Annotated in this window: 23 protein-coding genes and 1 pseudogene; 19 read left to right on the top strand and 5 right to left on the bottom strand. The window is 62.7% G+C overall.

Translation table 11 applies throughout. The features are described from left to right. Positions 1 to 119 precede the first annotated feature (119 nt). The 3 genes from purD to PSH76_RS03070 all read left to right on the top strand — a co-directional run bounded on the left by purD (position 120) and on the right by PSH76_RS03070 (position 5593). Positions 120 to 1412, top strand: a complete 1293-nt coding sequence (gene purD / locus PSH76_RS03080; RefSeq protein WP_014716727.1) for a phosphoribosylamine--glycine ligase — start codon at positions 120 to 122, stop codon at positions 1410 to 1412. A 116-nt stretch (positions 1413 to 1528) separates the two neighbouring features. After that, a complete protein-coding gene (locus PSH76_RS03075) occupies positions 1529 to 4300 on the top strand; it encodes a hybrid sensor histidine kinase/response regulator (protein ID WP_305493580.1) in 2772 nt (923 codons plus the stop codon). Positions 4301 to 4996: 696 nt separating this feature from the next. After that, a complete protein-coding gene (locus PSH76_RS03070) occupies positions 4997 to 5593 on the top strand; it encodes a MarC family protein (protein ID WP_003171467.1) in 597 nt (198 codons plus the stop codon). On the opposite strand, the gene PSH76_RS03065 is transcribed toward PSH76_RS03070, so the two are convergent. The 5 genes from PSH76_RS03065 to cobG all read right to left on the bottom strand — a co-directional run bounded on the left by PSH76_RS03065 (position 5590) and on the right by cobG (position 10940). Beyond that, complete coding sequence (locus tag PSH76_RS03065) at positions 5590 to 6369, bottom strand: hypothetical protein (protein ID WP_305493579.1); 780 nt, start codon at positions 6367 to 6369, stop codon at positions 5590 to 5592. The two genes, PSH76_RS03070 and PSH76_RS03065, sit on opposite strands and share 4 nt — an antisense overlap. Positions 6370 to 6606: 237 nt before the next feature. Continuing rightward, on the bottom strand, positions 6607 to 8244 hold the full coding sequence (cobJ, locus tag PSH76_RS03060) for a precorrin-3B C(17)-methyltransferase (RefSeq protein WP_305493578.1): 1638 nt from the start codon (positions 8242 to 8244) through the stop codon (positions 6607 to 6609). Further along, entirely contained in the window at positions 8244 to 8975 is a 732-nt protein-coding gene (locus PSH76_RS03055; RefSeq protein WP_138763150.1) for a precorrin-2 C(20)-methyltransferase, read from the bottom strand. Before PSH76_RS03055 ends, cobJ begins: the two co-directional genes overlap by 1 nt. Continuing rightward, positions 8975 to 9601, bottom strand: coding sequence for a precorrin-8X methylmutase (locus tag PSH76_RS03050; RefSeq protein WP_003188162.1), 627 nt, complete (start codon positions 9599 to 9601; stop codon positions 8975 to 8977). The genes PSH76_RS03055 and PSH76_RS03050 overlap by 1 nt, the downstream gene beginning before the upstream one ends. Beyond that, complete coding sequence (cobG, locus tag PSH76_RS03045; protein WP_305493577.1) at positions 9594 to 10940, bottom strand: precorrin-3B synthase; 1347 nt, start codon at positions 10938 to 10940, stop codon at positions 9594 to 9596. The genes PSH76_RS03050 and cobG overlap by 8 nt, the downstream gene beginning before the upstream one ends. Positions 10941 to 10978: 38 nt before the next feature. Here cobG and cbiE point away from each other — a divergent pair, with 38 nt between their 5' ends. From cbiE to ureA, 16 genes and pseudogenes are all read left to right on the top strand, one after another. Continuing rightward, positions 10979 to 12184, top strand: coding sequence for a precorrin-6y C5,15-methyltransferase (decarboxylating) subunit CbiE (gene cbiE / locus PSH76_RS03040; protein WP_305493576.1), 1206 nt, complete (start codon positions 10979 to 10981; stop codon positions 12182 to 12184). After that, positions 12181 to 12900 (top strand): cobalt-precorrin-6A reductase, encoded by a 720-nt coding sequence (locus PSH76_RS03035; RefSeq protein ID WP_305493575.1) that lies wholly within the window; start codon positions 12181 to 12183, stop codon positions 12898 to 12900. Before cbiE ends, PSH76_RS03035 begins: the two co-directional genes overlap by 4 nt. 287 nt (positions 12901 to 13187) lie before the next feature. Beyond that, positions 13188 to 13445, top strand: a complete 258-nt coding sequence (locus tag PSH76_RS03030; protein WP_305493574.1) for a hypothetical protein — start codon at positions 13188 to 13190, stop codon at positions 13443 to 13445. A 726-nt stretch (positions 13446 to 14171) separates the two neighbouring features. Further along, positions 14172 to 14564: a DUF2946 domain-containing protein gene (locus PSH76_RS03025; RefSeq protein ID WP_305493573.1), complete on the top strand. Its 393-nt coding sequence runs from the start codon at positions 14172 to 14174 to the stop codon at positions 14562 to 14564. A gap of 47 nt (positions 14565 to 14611) precedes the next feature. Further along, positions 14612 to 15094, top strand: a complete 483-nt coding sequence (locus PSH76_RS03020; RefSeq protein WP_032893776.1) for a copper chaperone PCu(A)C — start codon at positions 14612 to 14614, stop codon at positions 15092 to 15094. A 10-nt stretch (positions 15095 to 15104) separates the two neighbouring features. Further along, positions 15105 to 15506 carry a DUF2946 domain-containing protein gene (locus tag PSH76_RS03015; RefSeq protein WP_098949702.1) on the top strand — a complete coding sequence of 134 codons (402 nt, stop codon included), beginning with the start codon at positions 15105 to 15107 and terminating at the stop codon, positions 15504 to 15506. A 93-nt stretch (positions 15507 to 15599) separates the two neighbouring features. Further along, a complete protein-coding gene (locus tag PSH76_RS03010) occupies positions 15600 to 17660 on the top strand; it encodes a TonB-dependent copper receptor (RefSeq protein ID WP_305493572.1) in 2061 nt (686 codons plus the stop codon). 139 nt (positions 17661 to 17799) lie between these two features. Beyond that, positions 17800 to 19161: a PepSY domain-containing protein gene (locus tag PSH76_RS03005; protein WP_278918711.1), complete on the top strand. Its 1362-nt coding sequence runs from the start codon at positions 17800 to 17802 to the stop codon at positions 19159 to 19161. A gap of 194 nt (positions 19162 to 19355) precedes the next feature. Beyond that, positions 19356 to 20621 (top strand): urea ABC transporter substrate-binding protein, encoded by a 1266-nt coding sequence (gene urtA, locus PSH76_RS03000; protein WP_003188149.1) that lies wholly within the window; start codon positions 19356 to 19358, stop codon positions 20619 to 20621. A 107-nt stretch (positions 20622 to 20728) separates the two neighbouring features. Then, entirely contained in the window at positions 20729 to 22231 is a 1503-nt protein-coding gene (urtB, locus tag PSH76_RS02995) for an urea ABC transporter permease subunit UrtB (RefSeq protein ID WP_032893781.1), read from the top strand. Further along, a complete protein-coding gene (gene urtC / locus PSH76_RS02990; protein ID WP_014716711.1) occupies positions 22231 to 23298 on the top strand; it encodes an urea ABC transporter permease subunit UrtC in 1068 nt (355 codons plus the stop codon). Before urtB ends, urtC begins: the two co-directional genes overlap by 1 nt. Beyond that, positions 23295 to 24128 carry an urea ABC transporter ATP-binding protein UrtD gene (gene urtD, locus PSH76_RS02985; protein WP_169918267.1) on the top strand — a complete coding sequence of 278 codons (834 nt, stop codon included), beginning with the start codon at positions 23295 to 23297 and terminating at the stop codon, positions 24126 to 24128. The genes urtC and urtD overlap by 4 nt, the downstream gene beginning before the upstream one ends. Before the next feature lie 64 nt (positions 24129 to 24192). Further along, the gene (gene urtE, locus PSH76_RS02980; RefSeq protein ID WP_032893783.1) at positions 24193 to 24891 is read left to right on the top strand and encodes an urea ABC transporter ATP-binding subunit UrtE; all 699 of its coding nucleotides are present in this window, start codon (positions 24193 to 24195) and stop codon (positions 24889 to 24891) included. 31 nt (positions 24892 to 24922) lie between these two features. Further along, complete coding sequence (locus PSH76_RS02975) at positions 24923 to 25762, top strand: urease accessory protein UreD (protein WP_305493571.1); 840 nt, start codon at positions 24923 to 24925, stop codon at positions 25760 to 25762. A 2-nt stretch (positions 25763 to 25764) separates the two neighbouring features. Continuing rightward, positions 25765 to 25875: pseudogene (locus tag PSH76_RS02970) on the top strand (outer membrane lipoprotein carrier protein LolA); the annotation flags it as partial. Positions 25876 to 25920: 45 nt separating this feature from the next. Further along, the gene (gene ureA / locus PSH76_RS02965; RefSeq protein WP_003171437.1) at positions 25921 to 26223 is read left to right on the top strand and encodes an urease subunit gamma; all 303 of its coding nucleotides are present in this window, start codon (positions 25921 to 25923) and stop codon (positions 26221 to 26223) included. Position 26224: the final 1 nt, after the last annotated feature.

Genomic DNA, 26224 nt, shown 5'->3' with positions numbered 1-26224 from the left:
TGCTCGCGAAAAACTCAAGAACGCCACGGGGTGTCAATTTACCCTCGTCATCGTTAGCGACCTTCGCGAGCAAGCTCGCTCCTACAGATGAAGCACAGCGTTTCTCAGAGGTTTTTGAAATGAATGTTTTGATCATTGGCAGCGGTGGCCGTGAACACGCCCTGGCCTGGAAAGTAGCCCAGGACCCACGCGTGCAGAAAGTCTTCGTGGCCCCCGGCAACGCCGGCACCGCCATCGAAGCCAAGTGCGAAAACGTCGCCATCGACGTGCTGGCCCTGGAGCAGCTGGCAGATTTTGCCGAGAAGAATGTTTCCCTGACCATCGTCGGCCCGGAAGTGCCACTGGTAGCAGGCGTCGTGGATCTGTTCCGCAGCCGCGGCCTGGATTGCTTCGGCCCTACCGCTGGCGCCGCCCAGCTGGAAGGCTCGAAAGCCTTCACCAAGGACTTCCTGGCTCGCCACAAGATCCCGACGGCCGATTACCAGAACTTCACCGAGATCGAGCCGGCCCTGGCTTACCTGCGTGAGAAAGGCGCACCGATCGTGATCAAGGCCGATGGCCTGGCTGCCGGCAAAGGCGTGATCGTCGCCATGACCTTGCAGGAAGCCGAAGACGCCGTGCGCGACATGCTCGCCGGCAATGCTTTTGGTGACGCTGGTTCGCGCGTGGTCATCGAGGAATTCCTCGACGGCGAAGAAGCCAGCTTTATCGTGATGGTCGACGGCAAGAACGTATTGCCGATGGCCACCAGCCAGGACCACAAGCGCGTCGGCAACGGCGACAGCGGCCCGAACACCGGTGGCATGGGTGCCTACTCCCCGGCGCCGGTGGTGACCGCCGACGTGCACCAGCGCGTCATGGACCTGGTGATCTGGCCAACCGTGCGTGGCATGGCCGATGAAGGCAACGTGTACACCGGTTTCCTTTACGCCGGCCTGATGATCGACAAAGCCGGTAACCCGAAAGTCATCGAGTTCAACTGCCGTTTCGGCGATCCGGAAACCCAACCGGTGATGCTGCGCCTGCAATCGAGCCTGGTGCTGCTGGTGGAAGCCGCCCTCGCCCAGGCCCTGGACAAGGTCGAAGCGCAATGGGACCCACGCCCGAGCGTTGGCATCGTGCTGGCGGCCGGTGGCTACCCTGCCGACTACGCCAAGGGCGATGTGATCGAAGGCCTCGACGCGGCCGCTGCGCTGGAAGGCAAGGTGTTCCATGCCGGCACCGCGCTCAAGGACGGCAAAGTTGTAACCGCCGGTGGCCGCGTATTGTGCGCCACCGCGATGGGTGCCAGTGTCGATGCCGCGCAACAACAGGCTTACAAACTGGCGGCAAAAATCGACTGGAAGGGCTGCTTCTACCGCACCGACATTGGCTATCGTGCCATTGCCCGCGAACGCGGCGAGAACAACTGAGCAGCTACACTTGCAGTAGCTATCCGTTCGGTTAGGTAAGGGCCTTTGGCCCTTGCCGTACCCTGTCGCCCCGCGCATAGTTAACCCGTGCATCCAACTACCGAAGGGATTTCGCCGTGCGCTGGCTCAGGATCGCCATAGGTTTCACAATCAGTCTGCTGACTTTGCTCTGCTTGCTACCGGCCCAGGCCGCCGCGCAAGGCAGTGGCTGGGCGGTATTGCTTGATGAACAGGCCGACCTGCAACTGAGCGACATCCGTTCCGCCCGCTATACCAATCAATTCAGCCCCATCGAACTGGACCGGATCACTGCCGCGCAGCCGGACGGTGCGTTGTGGGTGCGTTTCAAGTTGCAGCCCGGCAAGCACGAACAAGTGCTGCGGGTGTTCGCCCCGGACCTGTCCAGCCTGAGCCTGTACGTGCTGGACGGCGACACCCTGGTGGAGCAACAGATCACCGGCACTCGCCAACCCCAGGCTGAGCGTCCGTTGCCCAGCAGCGACTTCATGTTACCGATGCCCCAGAGCCAACAGCCTCTGGAGGTGTACCTGCGGCTGGTCTCGGAACACGAACTGCGCCCTTATATCACCCTGGAACCTGCGGTCCTGGCCGCTGCCAACCAGAACCAGACGCTGATCTACGGCTTGCTGTTCGGCGTGCTGTCGATGCTGATCCTGCACAACCTCACGCGCTTCGCCTACCACCGCTCGCGCAGCAGCCTGTGGCTGGCCGCGTGCGAGTTCCTGTTGATGCTCAGCCTGGCGCTGCTACTCAACCTGGTGGGGCCGTGGCTGCCGAACTGGCACGCGATCCAGACCCCTGGTGCCTACCTGGCCCTGCTGCTGACCGCGCCCTGCGGGCTGATGTTTGCCTACCGCTTCTTCATGCCCCTGGGCCCGCATCCGCTGAACAAAGTGTTGATGGCTGACATCCTGCTGATCATCCTGTGCGGCCTGTTGCTGTTGTTCGTCAATACCTTGCCGTTGAACATCATCACCTATGCCCTGGTCGCGCTGGCGGGCCTGAGCATGCTGTTTGTCTCGGCCTATCACTGGCAAAAAGGCTACCGCCCGGCGCGCTTGTTCGTGGCGGCCATGGTGGTGTTCAACATCGGCACGCTGATCATCCTGCCCGCCCTGCTCGGCCTCACACTGGTGGCGCCACAAGGCCTGATCGTCACCCTGCTGAGCTTTATCTGCCTCAGTGGCCTGCTGATGAGCCTGGCCCTCGGCGAGCGCCAGCGCGCCATTGTCGAGACCCGCTTCAGCCTCAGCCGCGACCTGGCGGCCAGCAACGCCGAAATCGCCGCCAAGGCCGAGTTCCTGGCGAAGATCAGCCACGAAATTCGCACCCCCATGAACGGTGTGCTGGGCATGACCGAGTTGCTGCTGGGTACGCCGTTGTCGGTGAAGCAACGCGACTATGTGCAGACCATCCACAGTGCCGGTAACGAGTTGCTCACCCTGATCAACGAGATTCTCGACATTTCCAAGCTCGAATCCGGCCAGATCGAACTCGATGATGTGCAGTTCGACCTCAATGCGTTGATCGACGACTGCATGAGTATCTTCCGCGCCAAGGCCGAGCAACAGAATGTCGAGCTGATCAGCTTCATCCAGCCCCAGGTGCCACGGGTGATCAGCGGTGACCCGACGCGACTGCGCCAGGCTTTACTGAGCCTTCTGGAAAACGCCCTGCACAAAACCGATGAAGGCGAAGTGCTGATCGTTGTCGCCCTGGATGAGCGCAGCACCAAGCCGCGCCTGCGTATTGCCGTGCAAGACAGCGGCGTACCCATGGAAGCCGCCGAACGCGACGCCCTGCTGCACAGCGAACTGCACAGCAAGAACTTCCTTTCCGCAACGCGCTTGAGCGGCCACCTGGGCCTGGTCATCGCCCGCCAGCTGATCCTGTTGATGAACGGCGAGTTCGGCGTCAAGAGCGGCAGTCACCAGGGCAGCACCCTGTGGCTGACCCTGCCGCTGGACCCGGAACGCCTGGAGCACCCGACCAGCGACCTCGACGGCCCGCTCAAGGACGCCCGCGTGCTGGTGGTGGACGACAACGACACCTGCCGCAAAGTGCTGGTGCAGCAATGCACGGCCTGGGGTCTGAACGTCAGCGCCGCGCCTTCGGGCAAGGAGGCCCTGGCGCTGCTGCGTACCAAGGCGCACCTGCGTGATTACTTCGATGTGGTGCTGCTGGACCAGAACATGCCCGGCATGACCGGCATGCAACTGGCGGCGAAGATCAAGGAAGACCCGAGCCTGAACCACGACATCCTGCTGATCATGCTCACTGGCATCAGTAACGCGCCGAGCAAGATCATTGCGCGCAACTGCGGGATCAAGCGCATCCTCGCCAAACCGGTGGCGGGCTATACCCTCAAAACCACCCTGGCCGATGAGCTGACCCAGCGCAGCAAAGGTGCCCTCGTGGCCCGCCCGGCCCCCAGCGCACCGGCCGCCATCACCGTGCCCAGCGATTTCCGCATCCTGGTGGCCGAAGACAACAGCATTTCCACCAAAGTGATTCGCGGCATGCTCGGCAAGCTCAACCTCAACCCGGACACCGCCAGCAACGGCGAAGAAGCGCTGCAAGCGATGAAAGCCCAGCGCTATGACCTGGTATTGATGGACTGCGAGATGCCGATCCTCGATGGTTTCTCTGCCACGCAGCAACTGCGGGCGTGGGAAGTCAGCCACCAACGCGTGCGCACGCCGGTGGTAGCGCTCACGGCGCACATTCTCTCGGAACACAAAGAACGCGCACGCCAGGCAGGCATGGACGGGCATATGGCCAAGCCGGTGGAACTGTCGCAGCTGCGCGAGCTGGTGGACTACTGGGTGGCGCAGCGCCAACAACGCCCGGAACACGCCCCATCCTGACCTGAAATACCATCCCCTGTGGGAGCTGGCTTGCCTGCGATAGCGATGTATCAGTCACTGATGTGTTAACTGACCCACCGCTATGGCAGCATAGGTATCTACACAACTTCGGTACGACGCTAACCTGTGGCGAGGGAGCTTGCTCCCGTAACGGCCGGACAGCCTACACTTATCTACCTGCCGCCCCGCGATCAAACTGTGGGAGCTGGCTTGCCTGCGAAGGCGGCCTGGCAGTCAACACAGTTGGATTGTGTACATATCCATTGCTGCGGTAACGGCCACTTAGGGTTCCGCCCTGACGGCGGCTCACTTTTGAACAGCGCAAAAGTAAGCAAAACGCTCTTGCCCCACCACTCGGCACCTCGCTTAGGCTCGGTGTGCCCGTAATCCGCCAGTGATTTGGGGGGCCGCCGCCACGCGCCATCCATGGCGCGGGGCGGCTAAACCGGCATCCCTGCCGGTTTACCCCCCAAATCCCTGTCGAATTCCGGCCAGCGTGGTTTAACGGGGCGCTTAAGATCAAAAGCAGATCAAGAGCAAGATCAAGAGCGGCTCGCTTCGCATCGTGGTTACCGTCTGTTGCTACTGCCCACAAAGTTGCGTAGATACCTATGGCTATCGCAGGCAAGCCAGCTCCCACATTTGATCTCTGTCAGATAGACTCCTCCCCACTTCCCCCGCCCGCGAGCCGCCCCCATGCTCCATGTGTTATTCAGCGTGTACCTGAAGATGCTGGTGCTCTACAGCCCGTTCTTTGTGCTGTCCTGCTTTATCAGCCTCACCCGTGGCTATTCCAGCAAGGAGCGTCGGCGCCTGGCGTGGAAAGTCGCACTGGCCACCCTGGTATCGAGCGTGCTGCTCTACCTGTTTGGCCGGGTGATTTTCAGTGTGTTCGGCATTACCGTCGACGCGTTCCGCATCGGCGCCGGCAGCGTGTTGTTTATCTCCGCCCTGGGCATGGCCCAGGGCAAGTCGGCGGTGCAGACCGACAACGTGCAGCAGGACGTGACCATCGTGCCGCTGACCATCCCCCTCACCGTCGGCCCCGGCACCATCGGCGCCTTGCTGGTGATGGGCGTCAGCCAACCGCACTGGGATGACAAACTCACCGCCATCCTCAGTATTGCCCTGGCCAGCCTGACGGTGGGCGTGGTGCTGTACCTGTCCAACCGTATCGAACGCATTCTCGGCGACCAGGGCTTGCAGATTGTCAGCCGCTTGATGGGCCTGTTCGTCTGCGCCCTGGCCGCGCAAATCATTTTTACCGGGGTACGCGGCTACCTGGTGCCCTAGATCCGGTATTTGGCGATCGCCATTTCGACTTTGTCACCGGCGCTTTCACGCATCAGCTGGATGGTTTTCTCGTTGACCATCGAGGTATTGAGCACTAGGCAAGTCTGCCCGCTGAAGGCCTCGAACGAGGAGCTGTCCCACTCCAGGAACGGCAGGCCCACCTGTTTATCCACACCATGGGTGCTGTAGGTCACCAGCACCATGATCAATTCGCCGTCTGTTTCAGCGCAGGAGGCCAGGCCGAAATCGCCGCCCTCGCGCACCGCGCAATTGCGCTTGAACAGCTCGAAAGACGCTGGCTGACGCTTCAATGCGTCCAGCGCATCGGCGGCCAGTTCTGGCAATGCGCTGAGCAACGGCCCGGACAGCGCCGTCGACGTCAGCATCGAGGCGATGATATTCAGCGCCGCCAGTTGCACGGTCAGGCCCTTGCCCGCACGCGAGACCCGCTCAAAGCGACTGCGCAGCGGCAGCCAGCCCAGGCTGACCATGACCTTGATAAATTCCTCGTACCACGCCTCGCTGCCCCGCTGGACGTTCAGCACATCGCTCACATAACTGCTGGCCAGCAAATAGCTTTTGCGCACGTATTCGCGGTTCAACGCCGATAACCCTTCGGCAAACGAAATCACCCCGTTGTTGACCACGGCCGCGTTGCAATCATCCTCGCGATCCAACGCGCAAATGGCCTGCCGTGCAGGTGCGCCCGGCAATTTGTAGGCGGCAATCAACTTGCGCCTTTTTTTGCTGTTGATCCTTCTGTGACGTCGCTCCATTTTCTGTTCTCCACAAGCACCCCACATGGGGCTTGTCTCCACCCTAGTCCAGGGAGCTGCTCGCTTTCCATGCGACAAACATCCCTTGGCCTGCCCCACCCAAAACCAGCGCCCAGCAATAACAAGGCGCGGCGGGCAGGTGTGCGGTTTTCATCGCAAAAAAAAGAAAAAGCCCCGAACAACGCCAGGGGAATCCCTGGGTTATTCGGAGCTTTCCGGCAGCCAACGGGGCTGTTTTCAGGAGTTGGGTTTGTCGCCATACCAACGTGGCGTGTACACCCACTCGCCCCCACCGGCGCGCGGGAACACACAGGTGGTGGATGAACCGATCAGCACCATGGTGCGCATGTCCACCTGCTCGGGGGTCAGTTGCCCCAAGGTGGTGACGCGCAGCGTCTGGCCTGGGCGGCCGATGTCGCGGCCCAGCACCACTGGCGTCTGTGGCGTGCGATGCAGCGCGACGATCTCCAGGGCACGCCCCAGTTGCCAAGGCCGGGAGCGCGAGATCGGGTTGTAGAACGCCAAGGCCAGGTCGGCCTGGGAAGCCAGGTCCAGGCGTTTTTCGATGATCGACCAGGGCTTGAGGTTATCCGACAGTGACATCACACAGAAGTCATGCCCCAGCGGCGCGCCCGCCTGGGCAGCGGTGGCCAGCGAAGCGGAAACCCCCGGCAGGATTTCCAGGTCGACCTGATGCCAGGCCGGCTCGCTGGACTCGTGCAGCGCTTCGATCACTGCCGCAGCCATGGCGAATACGCCAGGGTCGCCGGACGACACCACCACCACCGAACGCCCCTGCGCAGCCAACTCGAAAGCGTGGCGGGCGCGCTGCATTTCTTCGCGGTTGTCAGTGCAGTGTTGCACTTGGTCGTCCCGGAACGGCCCGGCCATGCGCACGTAGGTTTCATACCCCAAAACATCGGTGCAACGCGCCAGTTCCGCCTTCACCGCCGGCACCATCAGTTCAGCGGCGCCGGGGCCCAGGCCGATCACCGCCAGACGCCCGCGCGGGCGCCCCACCTGTGTCAGGTCCAAGGGCTGTTCGGCCACGGTAATGCTGATATCCGCAACGGGTGTCAGCGCGGCAAAACGCAGCGGTACGCCCAGAGCCGACGCGGCTTCATGCAAGGACGCGTCAGCCATCTGCAGGTCGCTGGCCAGCAGGCAGGCCAGGGACTGCACGGCCACACCCGCCTCGTGCAACGCTGTGCGCACACGCTCGGCCAACTGCGCACCCGGCCGGCAAGTGACGTAGATATTCTGCGGGTAAATCAGCAACTCGTTGGCTGCCGGTGTGCGCTCGGCACTGCCTACATGAATCGCCAGGCGCGCTTGTTGATCCTGAGGCAGGTTAGCCTCCTCCAGCCATGGCGCCGCACCTTCGATACGCACGCTTTCGCCGGCCAGAAGGTCGGAGACAAAGCGTTTGCCCAACTCGATATCGGCCAATTGATAGCCCGCCGGCGGGTTGAGCAAGCAGGTGCCAAAACGCAGCTCGCCACTGGTGGTGATTGCCGCGGATACGCCGAGTGCCGCGGCGATATCCCGTGCCATCACATTCACACCGCCCAGGCCTCCGAGCAATGGCACCACGGCGCTGCCGTCTTCGGCCACGGCCAGCACGGCGGGCTCTTCGCCCTTTTCCAGCAGCAACGGCGCCAGGGTGCGGATCACAATGCCCGCGGCGCACAGGGCAATCAGTGGCGTGCCCTGCTGATAAAGCTGACGCAAGGTCGCGCCGAATTCGCTGTAGCTGCGGTCTGCACCTTCAACCCGTGTGGCCAGGCCGTGGATCAACGCGCCGGGGTAAACCTGCTGGAGCGTGCGCGCAGTCGCCAGGCTGCCCTGGCCCAGAATCACAATCGCCGGGGTCATCAACCTTGCCACCGTTCACCGGGCACGATGATCAGCGAGAAGTACGGCGAAGACATCGGTTCCACCTGATCCAGCGGCACGATCTTCTGGTTGGCCATGGTGGCGCGCTCCACATACAGCGCCCGCTCGGCCAGGCCCAACTCCTCCAACACCTGGCGCACCTTCGGAAAGTTGCGCCCCAGCTTCATGATCACGGCGGCATCGGCATCCGCCAGGCGGCGCTTGAGCTCCTCATGGGGCAATACGCCGGAGAGCACCGACAAACTCTGGTTGCGATACACCAACGGCGCGCCAAGTACCGAGGCGCCCCCGAGCATCGAGCACACGCCTGGAATCACCTCGGCGTCGTAGCGCTCGGCCAGGCGGTCATGCAGGTACATGTAGGAGCCGTAGAAGAACGGGTCACCTTCGCAAATCACCGCCACGTCACGGCCTGCATCCAGGTGCGCGGCCACGTCGAGGCTGGCGTTGTCGTAGAAGTCGCTGATCACCTGCTCGTAGGACAGCGGCGCCGGCAGCACTTCGGTGGTCACCGGGTACACCAGCGGCATCAGGGTCTGTTGCGGTACCAAGTGGTCCTCGATGATGCCGAAGGCATTGCCCTTCTTGCCCTTGGCCACAAAGTACGCCACCACCGGCGATTCACGCAGCAGGCGCAAAGCTTTGAGGGTAATCAGTTCGGGGTCACCGGGGCCGACGCCCAGGCCGATCAAACGTCCGCGCACCTGCATTATTCGACCTCCGTGGCCAGGGCATTGACGGCGGCGGCCGCCATGGCGCTGCCGCCCAGGCGGCCTTGCATGATCACGAACGGCACCCCACGGCTGTCAGCGGCGAGCATCGCCTTGGATTCAGCGGCGCCAACAAAACCCACCGGAAAACCGAGGATCAACGCCGGTTTCGGCGCGCCGGCGTCGAGCATTTCCAACAGGTAGAACAACGCGGTCGGCGCGTTGCCGATCACCACCACGCTGCCTTCCAGGTGCGGGCGCCACAGCTCAAGGGCGGCGGCGGAACGGGTGTTGCCCAGCTCCCGCGCCAGCTCCGGCACGCTGTCGTCGCGCAGGGTGCAGATCACCTGGTTATTGGCCGGCAGGCGTGCGCGGGTCACGCCTTCGGACACCATCCGCGCATCGCACAGAATCGGCGCGCCAGCGGCCAACGCGTCACGCCCAGCCTTGCCGGCCCCTTCGGAGAATTGCAGGCCGTCGATGGCCTCGACCATGCCGCACGCATGAATCACCCGCACCGCGAGCTTTTCCAAGTCAGCCGGGATGCGGTCCAACTTGGCTTCCGCGCGAATAATGGCGAAGGAGTTGCGATAGATCTCCTGACCGTCGCGGATGTAATCAATCATCGGTGTTGCTCCGTGGACGAGCGCGCAACAGGGCGCCCGCCGCTTCAATGGAAAGAGTGCGCGCGTGCAGCCGGCCAAAACCTGGCTGGGCTGCATCGCGAAAATAGAGGTCGTAGTGGCCGGGGCCCACCGCCAGCAAGGTGACGGGCGCGGTGTGTGCGGCAGCGCAGGAGCGCGGGCAGCCGGACAGATGCACCTCAACGCCCGGTTGCAGAGCGGCCAGTTGCACGGCGTCGGCCTTGGTGTCGGCCAGGCCTTTTGCGCAGCCACTGGAGCCGGTGCAGGCAATCATGCGCGCCAGCGGGTGGCCGAGGGAGCAGATAAAGCCCAGTTGCGCCAGGCGTTCGGTCACGGCGTGAGGCTTTTCGACGTTGGGCACCAGCACGCCTTGCCAGGGGGTGAAGCGCAAGGTGCCGTCGCCAAAGTCGCTGGCCAGTTGTGCGGCGCCCTTGAGCATCGTTGGGTCCAGACGGCCCAAGGGCGCGAGGGCGGCGACGTAGAACTGATTCTTTTGCGCTTGTGGATAAGTGCCCACCTGCAGCGACGCGTCGCTGGGCGGGCGAGTGAAGCGGTCGACTGGCAGCAACGACACACGCAAATGGCTCAACACGTTATCCACAGGCAAATGGCGCATGCGCGTTTGCTCAGGGGTGGCGAGGTCCAGAAAGGCTTCCAGCACGGCCACTACCAACTCAAGCCCTTGGCTCAATGGCACGGCGGCCAGGGGCGCATCCAGACCCGGACAGCCGGCCAGGCCGAACGCGAGCAGGGTTTCGCCATGGCGTACGAAGGCCGACAACCACAGATCGTGGTGATGTTCGAGCATCGCCAGGTCTTCGCCGCCATCGAGTTGCACCGCGAACTTGGCAGACAGTTGATGGAAACGCGGATGGTTTTCCAGGGTGGCGAGGATCTGCGCGGCCAGCGGGCGGGTGTCGAACAGCATCTGCGGGTCGATGCCGGCGCTGGGGCTGAGCATCAGATTGCGCACGTCGTCACCGCCCGCGTTGCTGGGCCCCAGGCCCGCCGCCAGCAGCCGGGCGATCAACGCTTCCTGCTCGGCGCCGATGCCGCGAATCTGCAAGTTGGCGCGGTTGGTCGCCTCAATCACCCCGCCCGCATAGGCCTGGGCCGCGTCTGCCACGGCGTGGGCCTGGGCGGCGGTGATCGCGCCACCCGCCAATTTGACCCGGCAAATGCCGCCGTCCAACGCCTGGACAATACGCAGCAACCCCGGACAAGCCGAGGGGCGCAAGGTATTCACAGCGGGCGTTGGGTTCACGGGGCTACCGGTTGACGGGTAAAGGCGCGGTATTATGCCTGCTTTGTCCGGCGGCATGAAAAGCCTGCCCGTCGGATGTCGTTCAAGGAATTGATATGTCGCCCTGGCTGACGGTTGTAGGCATCGGTGAAGACGGCTTCAAAGGCCTGGGCAGGAATGCCCGGCATGCCTTGCTGCGCGCCACGCGGATTATAGGTGCTCAGCGCCAGTTGGACCTGCTGCCGCCGTGTCTGGGTGGCGAGCGCCAGCTATGGCCGAGCCCGTTTTCTCTGGAGCCGGCGTTGTCGCGGCGTGGGGAGCCTGTGTGCGTATTGGCCAGTGGCGACCCGATGTTCTATGGCGTCGGCGCCAGCCTGGTCCGGCACGTGGCGGCTGAGGAGTTGACGATTTTGCCCGCGCCCTCGTCGGTATCCCTGGCGGCGGCACGCTTGGGCTGGCCGTTGCAGGAGGTGGTGACAGTGTCCGTGGTGGCGCGGCCATTGGCAGCGATCAACGCACACCTGGCCAGTGGCGTGCGCTTGTTGGTATTGAGCAATGACGGCAGCAGCCCCGCCCTGATTGCCGCGCTACTGGCCGAGCGCGGTTTTGGCCCCAGCCGCATCCGTGTGTTTGAACACTTGGGCGGCCCGGCTGAACGGCGTATCGACGGGCACGCGCAAACGTGGGAGCAGGCTGCGGTTGCCGATTTGAACCTGGTCGCCATCGACTGCCTGGCAGATTCCCACGCACCGCGCCTGTCGCGTCTTGCCGGCTTGCCGGACTCGGCCTTCCAACACGACGGCCAACTGACCAAGCGCGATGTCCGCGCCATGACCCTCGCCCGCCTCGCGCCCATGCCGGGCGAACTGTTATGGGACGTGGGCGCGGGCAGCGGCTCCATCGGTATTGAATGGATGCGCACCCATCCCAGCTGTCGCGCCTTGGCGATTGAAGCCGACACCGGCCGCCAGGGCTTGATCGATCACAACCGCGACGCCCTCGGCGTGCCCGGCCTGCAACTGGTGCGTGGCAAGGCGCCGGAGGCGTTAACCGGCCTGGAAACACCGGACGCCATCTTTATCGGCGGCGGTGTCACCCGCGACGGCGTGCTCGACACCTGCTGGCAACACCTGCGCCCCGGTGGTCGGCTGGTTGCCAATGCCGTGACCCTGCAAAGCGAAATGACCTTGATGAACTGGCGCGCCCAACATGGCGGCGAACTGACCCGCATCCACGTCGCCCAGGCCCAGCCATTAGGCGAGTTCGATACCTGGCGCCAGGCGCTGCCGATCACGTTGCTGGAAGTGATCAAACCGTTATGAAAAGGATTCTTTTACTGGGCGGCGTCACCGAAGCGCTGGCCATCGCCCGCACCTTGGGGCCGCAGCATATCTACAGCCTGGCCGGCGTGGGCCGTGTGCCAACCGACCTCACCTGCCAGGTTCGCGTCGGGGGTTACGGAGGTGCTGAAGGGTTAGCGCAGTTTATTCGTGACGAACGTATCAGCCTGATCCTTGATGCCACCCATCCGTATGCAGCGCAGATCAGCCAAAACGCGGCCCACGCGGCGCGATTGAGCGATGTGCCTTGCTGGGCATTGCGCCGCCCGGCCTGGCAGCCGCAGCCGGGGGACGATTGGCGCGAGGTCGCTGATTGGGCCGAGTTGGTCGAAGCGCTCAAACCCTTCAAGCGCCCGCTGTTCACCTTGGGTCGCGAACCCTTGCAGCACCTCGACGAAATCCCCGCCGAGCAGTTCTGGACCTTGCGCGCGCTGGATGTGTATCCGGGCAATGAGCGCTGTGAAGTGATCGGCGCACGCGGGCCGTTCCTCATCGCGGACGAGCGGGCGTTATTCCAAGAACTGCGGATTGATGTGCTGATCAGCAAGAACAGCGGCAGCACCGCCACCGAGCCGAAGCTGGAAGTGGCGCGTGAGCGGGGGGTGCCGGTGTTGGTGTTGAAGCGGCCGGTGTTGGCAGCAGTGGATCGAGAGTTTACGGCAGTGCCAGCGTTGCTAGAGGCAATCACCCTTTTCTAAACACCACCTATCCAATGTGGGAGCGGGCTTGCTCGCGAAGGCAGTGTGTCGGCCAAAACAGCCAGCGACTGACACACCGCTTTCGCGAGCAAGCCCGCACTTTGGAATTGCGCTATCAAACGGCGGTAGTAGATCAGCCAGCAAAGGCTGCTAGCTCAATCAACTGCGCAAAGGTTCCATGAGAAGTTACCTACAGACGCACCGGAACCCGCTGACTACTGAGACGTGCAGCCAATGGCGATGATCCTCAATATTTCGTCAATCGACGTAAACATGAGGTTCAGCACATGAATGACAGGCCCGATAAGCATCCCTTAACTCGACCGGCCGAAGGCACGATAATCAAACACATAATCGCGAATCCAGAGTTTGCACATGCACTACGCCTTGAAGCCGACGCGCTGAAACCGGATGAGCCCGAGGTCGCAGTACGATTAAACCATTGGCTGGGGAAAGCCCTGTACCTTGCTGAAAAAAAGACAACGTTCATGCGTTTTGATGTTGCCGACATCTCTGCTCCCAAGAAGAGATGGATGACTTTCTAGAAACCTGCTCCGAAGAAGCCCTAGGTGACGATTCATTGATCAAAAAGGCGCTCGGCGACATTGCTCGTGCAACCAGCAGGCTCAACGGCAAGCAATAGTCGAGCACAGTCCAAACTGTGGGAGCTGGCTTGCCTGCGAAGACGGCCTGACAGTCAACACAGTTGGACAGTGTACATATCCATTACTGCGGTAACGGCCACTTAGGGTTCCGCCCTGACGGCGGCTCACTTTTGAGAAGCGCAAAAGTAAGCAAAACGCTCTTGCCCCACCACTCGGCACCTCGCTTAGGCTCGGTGTGCCCGAACGCAGACTTGAATCCGTGGGCCGCCGCCACGCGCCATCCATGGCGCGGGGCGGCTAACCCGGCGTCCTGCCGGGTTACCCACGAATTCAAGCCTGCGTTCGGCCAGCGTGGTTTAACGGGGCGCCTAAGATCAAAAGCAGATCAAGAGCAAGATCAAGAGCGGCTCGCTTCGCATCGTGGTTACCGCAGGCTGCTACGGGCTGCAAAGTTGTGTAGATACCAATGGCTATCGCAGGCAAGCCAGCCCACAGTGTTCAGCGTCGCTTGGTGCGCTGCGTCCCTTTTGCAAAATTGGCAAGCGGCCGTTCTCGTCTATCCTCAAACCCACCACTGCGACACCAAACCACACCCGCCCTTTTTACTTATCCCCCCCGATCAGGCTAAATACCCGCCTGATCGTTTAACCCTACGGATTATCCGCCATGGCCCGTCAACGCTTTGCAATTGCCTGGATCGCCTGCCTTGCAGTGCTGTTCAATGCGTTTGCCATGCCGTTGGCCAGTGCGATGCAGCAGACGGAGGACCCGGTCAAGCGTCTGATGTGGGGCGGGTTCTGTTCGTCCAATGGAGCCAGCCTCAAGGCGATTGCCCTGGGCAAGCTGGAAATCCCGGCGCCGCCGGATGATCACTCGGCTATGCAGCATTGCTGGTGTTGCTCGGGTTCGGCGCCGTTGGTGGCGTTGCCGGGGCATGTGCCGCAGTTGTATGTGACACGCTTCGAGGCGGTGCAAAGCCTGCCGCCGCGCTTATTGCGCAATCCCACCCCGCGCCAGCAATGGCCAAGCCTTAACCCCCGCGCCTCTCCAACGGTCTGAGCTTCTTCGCAAGTGAACTGCGTTTAGAACCGTTCTGGAGAACTGCCATGCTCAAATCTTCCCTGCTTCTGGCTGCGTTGCTGCTGCCGGTGTTCAGTGCTGCCAATGCCGAGGACTACAAGGCCGGCGACTTGGAGGTCAGCAATCCCTGGTCCCAGGAATTGCCGCCGAATGCGCCCACCGTCGCGGCCTATTTTGTGATTCATAACACCGGGGCTACCCCGGATCGCCTGCTCAGCGTTGAAACCAGCGTCGCCGAAAAAGCCGAGCTGCATGAACATGTAATGCAGGGCGACTTGATGAAGATGCAACAAGTGCCCAGCGTCGCCGTACCGGCCAAGGGTGAGCTGACCTTCGCGCCAATGGCCTATCACGTCATGCTGCAGGGCATCAAAGACCGCAGCCTGCTGGCCGATGGCAAGCAATTCCCGCTGACCTTAACCTTCGAGAAAGCCGGCAAGGTCGAGGTGCAAGTGTCAGTGCACAAAGCACCACCGATGGCCGGCCACGAGCATATGCACGCTCAGTAAGCCAACCTCGATGGGCGCCCCTCGCGCCAGGTTGTCTCCCCACTACCGCGTGAAGCGCGGCAGTTGGATCAGCCTGTTCGCCATGCTGATGATCTTTATCGGTCCGCTGATTTCCCAGGCGATGCCGATGGATCATCACGCCGGTATGTCCATGGAAATGCCCATGGAGATGCCGAGCGACCACGGCGAATCCCATCACACCAAAGCCCCCGCCGAACACCACGCACTCTGGGCCAAGTGCGGCTATTGCGACCTGCTATTCAGCTGCCCGGCCCTGCCCGGCAGTGTGTCGTTCGTGGCCCTCGGCACCCCGCCGCCCGCCAACGCCCTCACCCCCGCCACGCGCCTGGGCCATGCCCGGCAGAGCATCTTCCCCGGCGCCCGTAGCCGTGCGCCGCCCATCGTTTCGTAAGCCCTTCACCGCGTTACTTCACCCCGGCCGACTTTAGACAGACAGCCGCAGGCTGCTGGCCGTGTTGTTTACGATTGATTGATGGAATTTTTCATGTCCAGGTTTTCTGCTGACACCCGTTTGGGAAGTACTGCCCTGCTCACCGCGTTATGCGGCGCACTATTGGCTGCCCACGCTCACGCCGACGAGCATGAGCTGAGCCCCACGGTCATCACCGCGATTGCCCCCAGCTCGCCGCTGACCGTGGTCACCAACCCCAAAGACCCACGCCAACCGGTGCCCGCCAGCGATGGCGGCGACTACCTCAAGACCATCCCCGGCTTCGCCCTGGTGCGCAACGGCGGCACCAATGGCGGCCCGGTGCTGCGCGGCATGTTCGGCTCGCGCCTGAATATCCTCACCAACGGCGGCATGATGCTCGGCGCCTGCCCGGGCCGCATGGATGCGCCAACTTCGTATATTTCGCCGGAAACCTACGACAAGCTCACCGTGATCAAAGGCCCGCAAACCGTGCTCTGGGGCCCTGGCGCGTCAGCGGGCACCATCCTGTTCGAGCGTGAGCCGGAGCAGTTCGGCGAGCTGGGCACGCGGGTCAACGCCAGCGTATTGGCCGGCTCCAACGGGCGCTTCGACAAGGTCATCGATGCCGCTGCCGGCGGCCCATTGGGCTACGTGCGGGTGATCGGCAACCAGGCCCACGCCGACGATTACAAGGACGGCAACAACGACACCGTCGCCTCGCGCTATGACAAGTGGAACGGTGACGTGGCCGTGGGTTTCACGCCCGACGCCGACACCCTGCTGGAACTCACCGCCGGGCGTGGCGACGGCGAGGCGCGCTACGCCGGGCGCGGCATGGATGGCTCGCAGTTCCTGCGCGAAAGCCTGGGGCTGCGTTTCGAGAAGTCCAATATCGGCGAGGTGCTGGATAAGGTCGAGGCCCAGGTCTACTACAACTACGCCGACCATGTGATGGACAACTACAGCCTGCGCGTCCCTTCGGGCACCGGCAGGATGGCGGGGCCCATGGCGTCCAACGTCGACCGCCGCACCCTCGGCGCACGTATCAAGGCGACCTGGCGCTGGGCCGATGTGCAATTGATCAGCGGCCTGGATGCACAGACCAATGAACACCGTGCGCGCAGCGGCATGGGCATCGACACCTATAAGGATGCGCCGCGTAACAAGGACGCCAATTTCCACAACTACGGTGTGTTCGGCGAACTGACCTGGTACGCCGCCGACAATGATCGCCTGATCACCGGCGCACGCCTGGACCGCGCCTCGGCCAAGGACTTCCGTCAACGCACCGGCTCGGGAATGATGTCGCGCCCGAACCCGACTGCCGGCGACACCCGCGCCGATACGTTGCCCTCGGGCTTTGTGCGCTATGAACACGACCTGGCGGACAGCCCCACCACGCTGTATGCCGGCCTGGGCCACGCGCAACGTTTCCCGGATTATTGGGAACTGTTTTCCCCCAACACCGGCGCGGCGGGTTCGGTGAATGCCTTCGACGGCGTGAAACCGGAGAAAACCACCCAGCTCGACTTCGGTGCCCAATACAAGAGCGCCGACCTGGAAGCCTGGGCCTCGGGCTACGTCGGCCAGGTACGCGACTTCATTCTGTTCGACTACAGGCCCGGCATGATGGGCACCACCTCCCAGGCGCGCAATGTGGACGCACGCATCATGGGCGGCGAACTGGGCGCGGCGTACAAGCTGAGCCAACACTGGAAAGCCGACGCCAGCCTGGCCTATGCCTGGGGCAAGAACAGCAGCGACGGCAAGGCCCTGCCACAAATGCCACCGCTGGACACGCGCCTGGGCCTGACCTACAGCGAAGACGATTGGAGCGCTGGTGCATTGTGGCGGGTAGTTGCTGCGCAACACCGCATCGACCCGAACAAGGGCAACGTGGTCGGCAAGGACTACGACAAAAGTGGCGGCTTTGGCGTGTTCTCGCTGAACGCGGCATACCGCATCAACAAGCACTTCAAGGTCAGTACCGGAGTCGACAACCTGTTCGGCAAGGCTTATGCCGAGCACTTGAACCTAGCCGGTAACGCAGGCTTCGGTTACCCAGCCAACGACCCGCAGGCCATCAAGGAACCGGGGCGTACGCTCTGGACCAAGGTGGACATGAGCTTCTAAACAGAGCCCTGTAGGAGCGAGCTTGCTCGCGAAAAACGTCAACGATAACGCAGCGCGCTCAGGTTTTTCGCGGGCAAGCCCGCTCCTACAGTTTTCAGCGCTCACGACCCAACACATAACAAGCCTTGCGGAGCACCTGATGACCACACAAAAAATTTCCTTCTACAACCTGGCCTGGCGCTGGCACTTTTACGCCGGCCTCTTCGTCGCCCCCTTCATGGTGCTGCTGGCCCTCACCGGCATCATCTACCTGTTCAAACCCCAACTCGACCCGCTGATGTACGGCCACCTGCTTACCGTGCCCGCCGCCGAACACGCGCTGAGCGCCGACGAGCAACTGCAGCGCGCCCAGGCCGCCTACCCTCACGCCGCGATCAGTAAATACCTGCCCCCTGCCGACGCTACCCGCAGCGCGCAGTTTGTGATGCGCAACGACGCCCACGAAGTGACAGTGTTCATCGACCCCTATCGCGGCACCGTCCTCGGTGAGCAAGACGCAAACAACAACCTGCAAGCCATCGTCCGCGCCCTGCACGGCGAGCTGATGATCGGCACCGTCGGTGATCGCCTGATCGAACTCGCCGCCGGCTGGGGCGTGATGCTGGTAGTGTCCGGCCTGTACCTGTGGTGGCCGCGGGGCAAGTCTTCGGCCGGGGTGTTGTGGCCGCGCTTCGGCAACCGTGGCCGCTTGTTCTGGCGCGACCTGCACGCTGTCGCCGGGTTCTGGGGCGCGGCGTTCCTGCTGGTGATGCTGCTCAGCGGCATGACCTGGACCGGCTTCTGGGGCAAGCAATACGCCGACCTGTGGAACACCTTCCCGGCAGCGATGTGGAACAACGTGCCGCAGTCCGACCAGCAAGCCCGTGTGCTCAACACCGCCACCCAGCAAACCGTGCCCTGGGCCCTGGAAAACACCCCTATGCCGATGTCCGGCGACCACGCCGAGCATATGAATCACGGCGCGATGCACGCAGGCCCGGCTGCACCCACCGTACGCCTGCAACAGGTGGTCGACCTGGCCAATGCGCGCAAGGTCGAGCCCGGCTACAGCATCACCTTCCCCACCACCGCCACCGGTGTATTCACCGTCGCGGTGTTCGCCGACGACCCGCGCAACGACGCCACCCTGCACGTGGACCAGTACACCGGCAAAGTCCTGGCCGATGTGCGTTGGGATCATTACAACCTGGTCGCACGCGCCACCGAGACCGGCGTGATGCTGCACGAGGGCAAAATGTTCGGCTGGGTCAACCAACTGATCGTGCTGGTGATCTGCCTGATGATCCTGCTCAGCGCGGTCAGCGGCATGGTGATCTGGTGGAAGCGCCGGCCACAAGGCGGACTGGGCGTGCCGCCGCTGCGTCATGACTTGCCGAAATGGAAAACCGCGATGGCGATCATGCTTGGGCTTGCGATCATTTTCCCGTTGGTAGGGGCTTCGTTGGTCCTGGTATGGGCGCTGGATCGCTTGCTGCTGTCACGCATTAGCGCAACCGCCTGAAGCATTGTCGCGCAACGCCCTCTTTTGAAGCCTGCCGTGCACTCAACGGCCTGCGTGGCGCCAACCTGGTGCGCCACGCAGCGGCTTTACCTCCTGAACCCGCCGGTAAACCCGTGTCTGGCGTAGCAGGCACAGCCCTTGCAAAGCCCTGTGTATCTGCCCCACAACAATTATCGGTACACGGAGATCGCACCATGAAGCGTCGCAGCTTGATCAAGGCTTTCACTTTGTCGGCATCCATTGCCGCCATGGGTTTGACCTGGACCGTCCAGGCCGCCGAGACCATCAAGGTCGGCATCCTGCACTCGTTGTCCGGGACCATGGCGATCTCCGAAACCTCGCTCAAAGACATGGCGCTGATGACCATCGACGAGATCAACGCCAAAGGCGGGGTGAACGGCAAGATGCTCGAACCGGTGGTGGTAGACCCGGCGTCCAACTGGCCGCTGTTCGCCGAGAAAGGCCGGCAACTGCTGACCCAGGACAAGGTCGCCGTGGTGTTCGGCTGCTGGACCTCGGTGTCGCGTAAATCGGTGTTGCCGGTGTTCGAAGAACTCAACGGCTTGCTGTTCTACCCAGTGCAGTACGAAGGCGAAGAAATGTCGCCCAACGTGTTCTATACCGGTGCGGCGCCAAACCAGCAGGCGATCCCGGCGGTGGAATACCTGATGAGCGAAGAAGGCGGCAGCGCCAAGCGTTTCTTCCTGCTCGGCACCGACTACGTGTACCCGCGCACCACCAACAAGATCCTGCGCTCGTTCCTGCATTCCAAAGGCGTGGCGGATAAAGACATCGAAGAGGTCTACACCCCGTTCGGCCACGCCGATTACCAGACCATCGTTGCCAACATCAAGAAGTTCTCCGCCGGTGGCAAGACGGCTGTGGTCTCCACCGTCAACGGCGACTCCAACGTGCCGTTCTACAAAGAGCTGGCCAACCAAGGCTTGAAAGCCACCGAGGTACCGGTGGTGGCGTTCTCGGTGGGTGAAGAAGAACTGCGTGGCATCGACACCAAGCCGTTGGTGGGCAACCTCGCGGCCTGGAACTACTTCCAGTCGGTGGAGAACCCGGTGAACCAGAAGTTCGTGGCCGACTGGAAAGCCTATGCCAAGAAACACAACCTGCCGGGCGCCGACAAAGCCGTGACCAACGACCCGATGGAAGCCACCTATGTGGGCATCCATATGTGGGCGCAGGCGGCGGAAAAAGCCAAGTCCACCGACGTCGACAAAGTGCGTGAAGCCCTGGGCGGCCAGACCTTCGCCGCGCCGTCGGGCTTCACCCTGACCATGGACAAGACCAACCACCACCTGCACAAGCCGGTGATGATCGGTGAGATCCAGGCCGACGGGCAGTTCTCGGTGGTGTGGCAGACCGAAGCGCCGATTCGTGCACAGCCGTGGAGCCCCTACATCCCGGGCAATGACAAGAAGCCGGACTATGCCGTGAAGAGCAACTAAAGCCCCCACAGCTCGAATGTGGGACATGGGCACTGTGGGAGCTGGCAAGCCAACTCCTACAGGCAACCAGCTCCCACACTGTCCCCGCATGACCAGGACATTTTTATATGCCCACTGCCCTCCACCGCCTCATCCTCGCCGTGCTGCTGTTGCTGCCCTTTGGCGCACACGCCAGCGACGCCGAAGACTTCCTTGCCGCCAACCCGGTGCAGCAAGCCAAACTCCTACAGGACTGGGCCGCCCAACCCGACCCAACGCGTATCGAGTTGGTGGATGCCCTTGAGCAAGGCCAACTCACGCTCAATGGCGAAACCAAGACCGTGCGCCTGAACAACCGCCTGCGCGGCTTGATCAATAACGTGCAAGCCAGCCAGCAACTGCTCGCCGCCGACCCCAAGGTGCGCCTGGAGGCTGCGCGCACCCTGCAAAAAAGCGCGGTGCCTGCACAACTGAAATTCCTCGACCAGCAGGTCGCCGCCGAGACGGATGAGCAGGTGCACAGCGCCCTCAGCCTGGCCCTGGCCAACCTGCAATTGGTCGACCCCGACCCGGTGGTGCGCCTGGCGGCCGTGCGCTTGCTCGGCAGCACCGGCGACCCGCTGGCCCGCACGCGCCTGGAAGCGCTGCTGGCACCCGGCGTGGAAGCCGACGCCGCCGTGCATACCGCTGCTGAAACCAGCCTGGCCCAGGTCAAACGCAAACTGATGATGGGTGAGATCCTCGGCCAGGCGTTCAGCGGTATGTCCCTGGGCTCGATCCTGCTGCTGGCGGCCCTAGGCCTGGCGATCACCTTCGGCCTGCTCGGCGTGATCAACATGGCGCACGGCGAGATGCTGATGCTCGGCGCCTACTCCACCTATGTGGTGCAGTTGATGATGCAGCGCTATGTGCCCCAGGCCATCGAGTTCTACCCATTGATCGCGTTGCCGGTGGCGTTCTTTGTCACTGCGGCCATCGGCATGGCGCTGGAACGCACAGTCATCCGTCACCTGTACGGCCGCCCGCTGGAAACCCTGCTCGCCACCTGGGGCATCAGCCTGATGCTGATCCAGCTGGTGCGCCTGGTGTTCGGCGCGCAGAACGTCGAAGTGTCGAACCCGGCCTGGCTGTCCGGCGGCATCCAGGTGCTGCCCAACCTGGTGCTGCCGTACAACCGCATCGTCATCATTGCCTTTGCGCTGTTCGTGGTGGTGCTCACCTGGCTGCTGCTGAACAAGACGCGCCTGGGTCTGAACGTGCGCGCCGTCACCCAGAACCGCAACATGGCCGCCTGCTGCGGCGTGCCCACCGGGCGTGTGGACATGCTCGCCTTCGGCCTCGGTTCCGGCATCGCGGGCCTTGGCGGCGTGGCGCTGAGCCAGATCGGCAACGTCGGCCCGGACCTGGGCCAGAGCTACATCATCGACTCGTTCCTGGTGGTGGTGCTCGGCGGTGTCGGCCAGTTGGCCGGCAGTGTCATGGCCGCCTTTGGCCTGGGGATCGCCAACAAAATCCTCGAACCCCAGATCGGTGCCGTGCTCGGCAAGATCCTGATCCTCGCGCTGATCATTCTGTTTATCCAGAAACGCCCGCAAGGACTCTTCGCACTGAAAGGACGGGTGATCGACTGATGAACCAGCCATTGATGCTTACGGCCACGCAAAAGGCCGGCCCCAAAGTCACGATTGCAGTCGGTGCGGTCATCCTGCTCCTGCTGCTGGCGTTGCCCCTGTGTTCGCTATTGTCTGCCGACAACCCGCTGCATGTGTCGGCCTACACCTTGACCCTGGTGGGCAAGATTCTCTGCTACGCCATCGTCGCCCTGGCGCTCGACCTGGTGTGGGGTTACGCCGGAATGTTATCCCTGGGCCACGGTTTGTTCTTCGCCCTGGGCGGCTACGCCATGGGCATGTACTTGATGCGCCAGGCGTCGGGCGATGAGTTGCCGGCGTTCATGACCTTTTTGTCCTGGACCGAATTGCCCTGGTACTGGGCCGGCACCGACCATTTCCTCTGGGCGTTGTGCCTGGTGGTACTGGCCCCCGGTGTGCTGGCGTTGGTGTTCGGTTTCTTCGCCTTCCGCTCGCGGATCAAGGGCGTGTATTTCTCGATCATGACCCAGGCCCTCACGTTCGCCGGGATGCTGTTGTTCTTTCGCAACGAGACCGGGTTCGGCGGCAACAACGGCTTTACCAATTTTCGCAGCATCCTCGGTTTTGGCATCACTGAACCGGGCACGCGGGCGGTGTTGTTTATCGCCACGGTGCTGTTGCTGGTGGCCAGCCTCTACATCGGCTGGCGCCTGGCGAAGAGCAAGTTCGGCCGTGTGCTCACCGCCCTGCGCGATGCCGAGAACCGCCTGATGTTCTGCGGTTACGACCCACGCGGTTTCAAGCTGTTCGTGTGGGTGTTGAGCGCGGTGTTGTGCGGCCTTGCCGGCGCGCTGTATGTGCCGCAGGTGGGCATCATCAATCCCAGCGAAATGTCACCGACCAACTCCATCGAAGCCGCCGTGTGGGTGGCGTTGGGCGGGCGTGGCACGTTGATCGGGCCGTTGCTCGGCGCCGGTGTGGTCAACGGCATGAAGAGCTGGTTCACCGTGGCGTTCCCCGAGTACTGGCTGTTCTTCCTAGGGGCGCTGTTCATCATCGTCACCCTGTACCTGCCCAAGGGCGTTATCGGCCTGCTGAAGAAATGAGGAACGTCATGCTTGAACCTATTTTCGACGCAGGCAGCGGCCGCGATGCGATTGGCATCGGCCAGGTGGCGGGCAAAGGGCTCAACACCCGCCACGGCACCATTCTGACCCTGGAAGATATCAGCGTCAGCTTCGACGGTTTCAAGGCCCTCAACGACCTGAACCTGTACATCGGCGTCGGCGAATTGCGCTGCATCATCGGCCCCAACGGCGCCGGCAAGACCACACTGATGGACGTGATCACCGGCAAGACCCGGCCCAGCCACGGCAAGGCCTGGTTTGGCGAAACCCTGGACCTGACCCGCATGAGCGAAGTGCAGATCGCCCAGGCTGGCATCGGGCGCAAGTTCCAGAAACCCACGGTATTCGAAGCCCTCAGCGTGTTCGAAAACCTGGAGCTGGCGCAGAAGACCGACAAGTCGGTGTGGGCCAGCCTGCGTGCGCGCCTGAGTGGCGAGCAAAAAGACCGCATCGCAGAAGTGCTCGACACCATCCGCCTCACCGCTTCCGTGCATCGCCCCGCCGGTTTGCTGTCCCACGGCCAGAAGCAGTTCCTGGAAATCGGCATGTTGCTGATGCAAGACCCGCAACTGTTGCTGCTCGACGAGCCGGTAGCGGGCATGACCGATGCCGAAACCGAGTTCACCGCCGAACTGTTCAAGCGCCTGGCCGGCAAGCATTCGTTGATGGTGGTGGAGCACGACATGGGCTTTGTCGGCTCTATCGCTGATCACGTCACCGTGTTGCACCAGGGCAGTGTATTGGCCGAAGGGTCGCTGGAGCAGGTGCAGGAAAACGAGCGGGTGATCGAGGTTTACCTCGGTCGCTAACGCTGACACGAACGGCTGATCGTTCCCACGCTCCGCGTGGGAATGCCAAGTTGGAGAATCAAACATGCTGCAAGTCGACAAGCTGCACCAATACTACGGCGGTAGCCACATCCTGCGCGGGCTGTCTTTTGATGTGAAGATCGGCGAAGTCACCTGCCTGCTCGGGCGTAACGGCGTGGGCAAGACCACCCTGCTCAAGTGCCTGATGGGCCTGTTGCCCGCCAAGGAAGGCGCGGTGAACTGGGAAGGCAAGGCCATCACCGGCTTCAAGCCGCACCAGCGTGTGCATGCCGGCATCGCCTACGTGCCCCAGGGCCGGGAGATATTCGGGCGGCTGACGGTGGAAGAAAACCTGCTGATGGGCCTGTCGCGCTTTCCCGGCTCCGAAGCCAAGGAAGTGCCGGCCTTCATCTACGAACTGTTCCCGGTGTTGCTGCAAATGAAGCATCGGCGCGGCGGTGACTTGTCCGGTGGTCAGCAACAACAGTTGGCGATTGGTCGCGCCCTGGCCAGCCGCCCGCGCCTGTTGATTCTCGATGAGCCCACCGAGGGCATCCAGCCGTCGGTGATCAAGGAAATCGGCGCGGTGATCAAGAAGCTCGCGGCGCGCGGCGACATGGCGATCCTGTTGGTGGAGCAATTCTATGACTTTGCCGCTGAACTGGCAGACCAGTACCTGGTGATGTCCCGCGGCGAAATCGTGCAGCAGGGCCGTGGTGAAAATATGGAAAGCGACGGTGTGCGCGGGCTGGTAACCATCTAATCTGTAGCCTCCTAACGATAAGCACACGCTCATGAACCTGCCCGTTTCCCCTGCCCTGTTCACCCCCAGCTGGCACGCCGCGCTGGAACTCGGCTACGCGCGTGTCGACAACACCACGCGCCCGGTACTGCGCCGCCACCTTGGCCCGTTGCGGGTGCAAAAACACCTGTACGCCGAAGGCCCCGAGGTGTGCCAGCACATCATCGTGCACCCGCCCGGCGGGATTGCTGGTGGCGATCGCCTGGACATCAGCGCCCATGTGGGCACCGGAGCCTGGGCCCAACTGACCAGCCCTGGCGCCGCCAAGTGGTACCGCGCCAGCGGCCCGGCGTTTCAACAACTGGAACTGACCGTCGAAGCCGGCGCGACCCTGGAATGGCTGCCTCAGGAAACCATCGTGTTCAGCGCCGCCCAGGCCGAACTCACCACGCGGATCGAGCTGTCGGGCGATGCGCGGTTGTTCTACTGGGATGTGGTCGCCCTGGGCCGCCCGGCCAGTGGCGAACGGTTCGACCTGGGCCACTTTCAATCGCACCTGGACATTCGCCGCGACGGCCAGTTGCTCTGGCACGAGCGCCAGCGCATTGTGGGCGCCGATGGGTTGCTGGATTCGCCTATCGGGCTGGATGGACAGCCGGTGTTTGCCACGTTGCTGGTGACCGGTGAAGTCGATGCGCAATTGCTGGAACAATGCCGCTCACTGCCCCACGCGGTGCGCGGTGATCTGACCCAATTGCCTGGCTTGCTGGTGGCGCGGTGTTTGGCCAGTGAAGCGCTGCTGGCGAGGGGTTGGTTGATTGATTTATGGCGGCTATTGCGCCCCGCCATGCTTGGACGCGAAGCCGTATCACCCAGAATCTGGAGCACATGAACATGCGCCCTTCTGTAGGAGCGAGCTTGCTCGCGAAGATCGTTAACGATAACGCGGGCATCCTGAATGCACGCGGGGCCCTCAGGTTTTTCGCGAGCAAGCTCGCTCCTACAGGGGTGAGTGCTCGCCCTTTTAATTGCCTTACGACGGACTGAACCATGGACCTGACCCCACGGGAAAAAGACAAACTGCTGATCTTCACCGCAGGCCTGGTCGCCGAGCGGCGCCTGGCGCGCGGGGTGAAGCTCAACTACCCGGAGACCATCGCCTATATCTCCGCCGCCTTGATGGAAGGCGCCCGCGATGGCCGCACCGTGGCCGACCTGATGCACTACGGCACCACCCTGCTCAGCCGTGAACAAGTGATGGAAGGCATCCCGGAAATGATCCCGGATATCCAGGTGGAAGCCACGTTCCCCGACGGCACCAAGCTGGTCACCGTCCACCAGCCCATTGCGTGAG

The organism is Pseudomonas sp. FP215, from assembly GCF_030687795.1.
GTDB lineage: Bacteria > Pseudomonadota > Gammaproteobacteria > Pseudomonadales > Pseudomonadaceae > Aquipseudomonas > Aquipseudomonas salmasensis.
This window is presented reverse-complemented; position numbering and strand designations above follow the sequence as displayed.

What these genes read in the sequence shown, in the direction of transcription:
- PSH76_RS02975 (WP_305493571.1), top strand. Translation starts at nt 24,923, where the DNA reads ATGAACCTGCCCGTTTCCCCTGCCCTGTTCACCCCCAGCTGGCACGCC.
- PSH76_RS03070 (WP_003171467.1), top strand. Translation starts at nt 4,997, where the DNA reads ATGCTCCATGTGTTATTCAGCGTGTACCTGAAGATGCTGGTGCTCTAC.
- ureA (WP_003171437.1), top strand. Translation starts at nt 25,921, where the DNA reads ATGGACCTGACCCCACGGGAAAAAGACAAACTGCTGATCTTCACCGCA.
- urtC (WP_014716711.1), top strand. Translation starts at nt 22,231, where the DNA reads ATGAACCAGCCATTGATGCTTACGGCCACGCAAAAGGCCGGCCCCAAA.
- PSH76_RS03015 (WP_098949702.1), top strand. Translation starts at nt 15,105, where the DNA reads ATGGGCGCCCCTCGCGCCAGGTTGTCTCCCCACTACCGCGTGAAGCGC.
- PSH76_RS03050 (WP_003188162.1), bottom strand. Translation starts at nt 9,601, where the DNA reads ATGATTGATTACATCCGCGACGGTCAGGAGATCTATCGCAACTCCTTC.
- cbiE (WP_305493576.1), top strand. Translation starts at nt 10,979, where the DNA reads ATGTCGCCCTGGCTGACGGTTGTAGGCATCGGTGAAGACGGCTTCAAA.
- PSH76_RS03010 (WP_305493572.1), top strand. Translation starts at nt 15,600, where the DNA reads ATGTCCAGGTTTTCTGCTGACACCCGTTTGGGAAGTACTGCCCTGCTC.
- PSH76_RS03055 (WP_138763150.1), bottom strand. Translation starts at nt 8,975, where the DNA reads ATGCAGGTGCGCGGACGTTTGATCGGCCTGGGCGTCGGCCCCGGTGAC.
- cobJ (WP_305493578.1), bottom strand. Translation starts at nt 8,244, where the DNA reads ATGACCCCGGCGATTGTGATTCTGGGCCAGGGCAGCCTGGCGACTGCG.
- PSH76_RS03035 (WP_305493575.1), top strand. Translation starts at nt 12,181, where the DNA reads ATGAAAAGGATTCTTTTACTGGGCGGCGTCACCGAAGCGCTGGCCATC.
- cobG (WP_305493577.1), bottom strand. Translation starts at nt 10,940, where the DNA reads ATGCCGCCGGACAAAGCAGGCATAATACCGCGCCTTTACCCGTCAACC.
- urtB (WP_032893781.1), top strand. Translation starts at nt 20,729, where the DNA reads ATGCCCACTGCCCTCCACCGCCTCATCCTCGCCGTGCTGCTGTTGCTG.
- urtE (WP_032893783.1), top strand. Translation starts at nt 24,193, where the DNA reads ATGCTGCAAGTCGACAAGCTGCACCAATACTACGGCGGTAGCCACATC.
- PSH76_RS03020 (WP_032893776.1), top strand. Translation starts at nt 14,612, where the DNA reads ATGCTCAAATCTTCCCTGCTTCTGGCTGCGTTGCTGCTGCCGGTGTTC.
- PSH76_RS03030 (WP_305493574.1), top strand. Translation starts at nt 13,188, where the DNA reads ATGAATGACAGGCCCGATAAGCATCCCTTAACTCGACCGGCCGAAGGC.
- urtD (WP_169918267.1), top strand. Translation starts at nt 23,295, where the DNA reads ATGAGGAACGTCATGCTTGAACCTATTTTCGACGCAGGCAGCGGCCGC.
- PSH76_RS03065 (WP_305493579.1), bottom strand. Translation starts at nt 6,369, where the DNA reads ATGGAGCGACGTCACAGAAGGATCAACAGCAAAAAAAGGCGCAAGTTG.
- PSH76_RS03005 (WP_278918711.1), top strand. Translation starts at nt 17,800, where the DNA reads ATGACCACACAAAAAATTTCCTTCTACAACCTGGCCTGGCGCTGGCAC.
- PSH76_RS03025 (WP_305493573.1), top strand. Translation starts at nt 14,172, where the DNA reads ATGGCCCGTCAACGCTTTGCAATTGCCTGGATCGCCTGCCTTGCAGTG.
- urtA (WP_003188149.1), top strand. Translation starts at nt 19,356, where the DNA reads ATGAAGCGTCGCAGCTTGATCAAGGCTTTCACTTTGTCGGCATCCATT.
- purD (WP_014716727.1), top strand. Translation starts at nt 120, where the DNA reads ATGAATGTTTTGATCATTGGCAGCGGTGGCCGTGAACACGCCCTGGCC.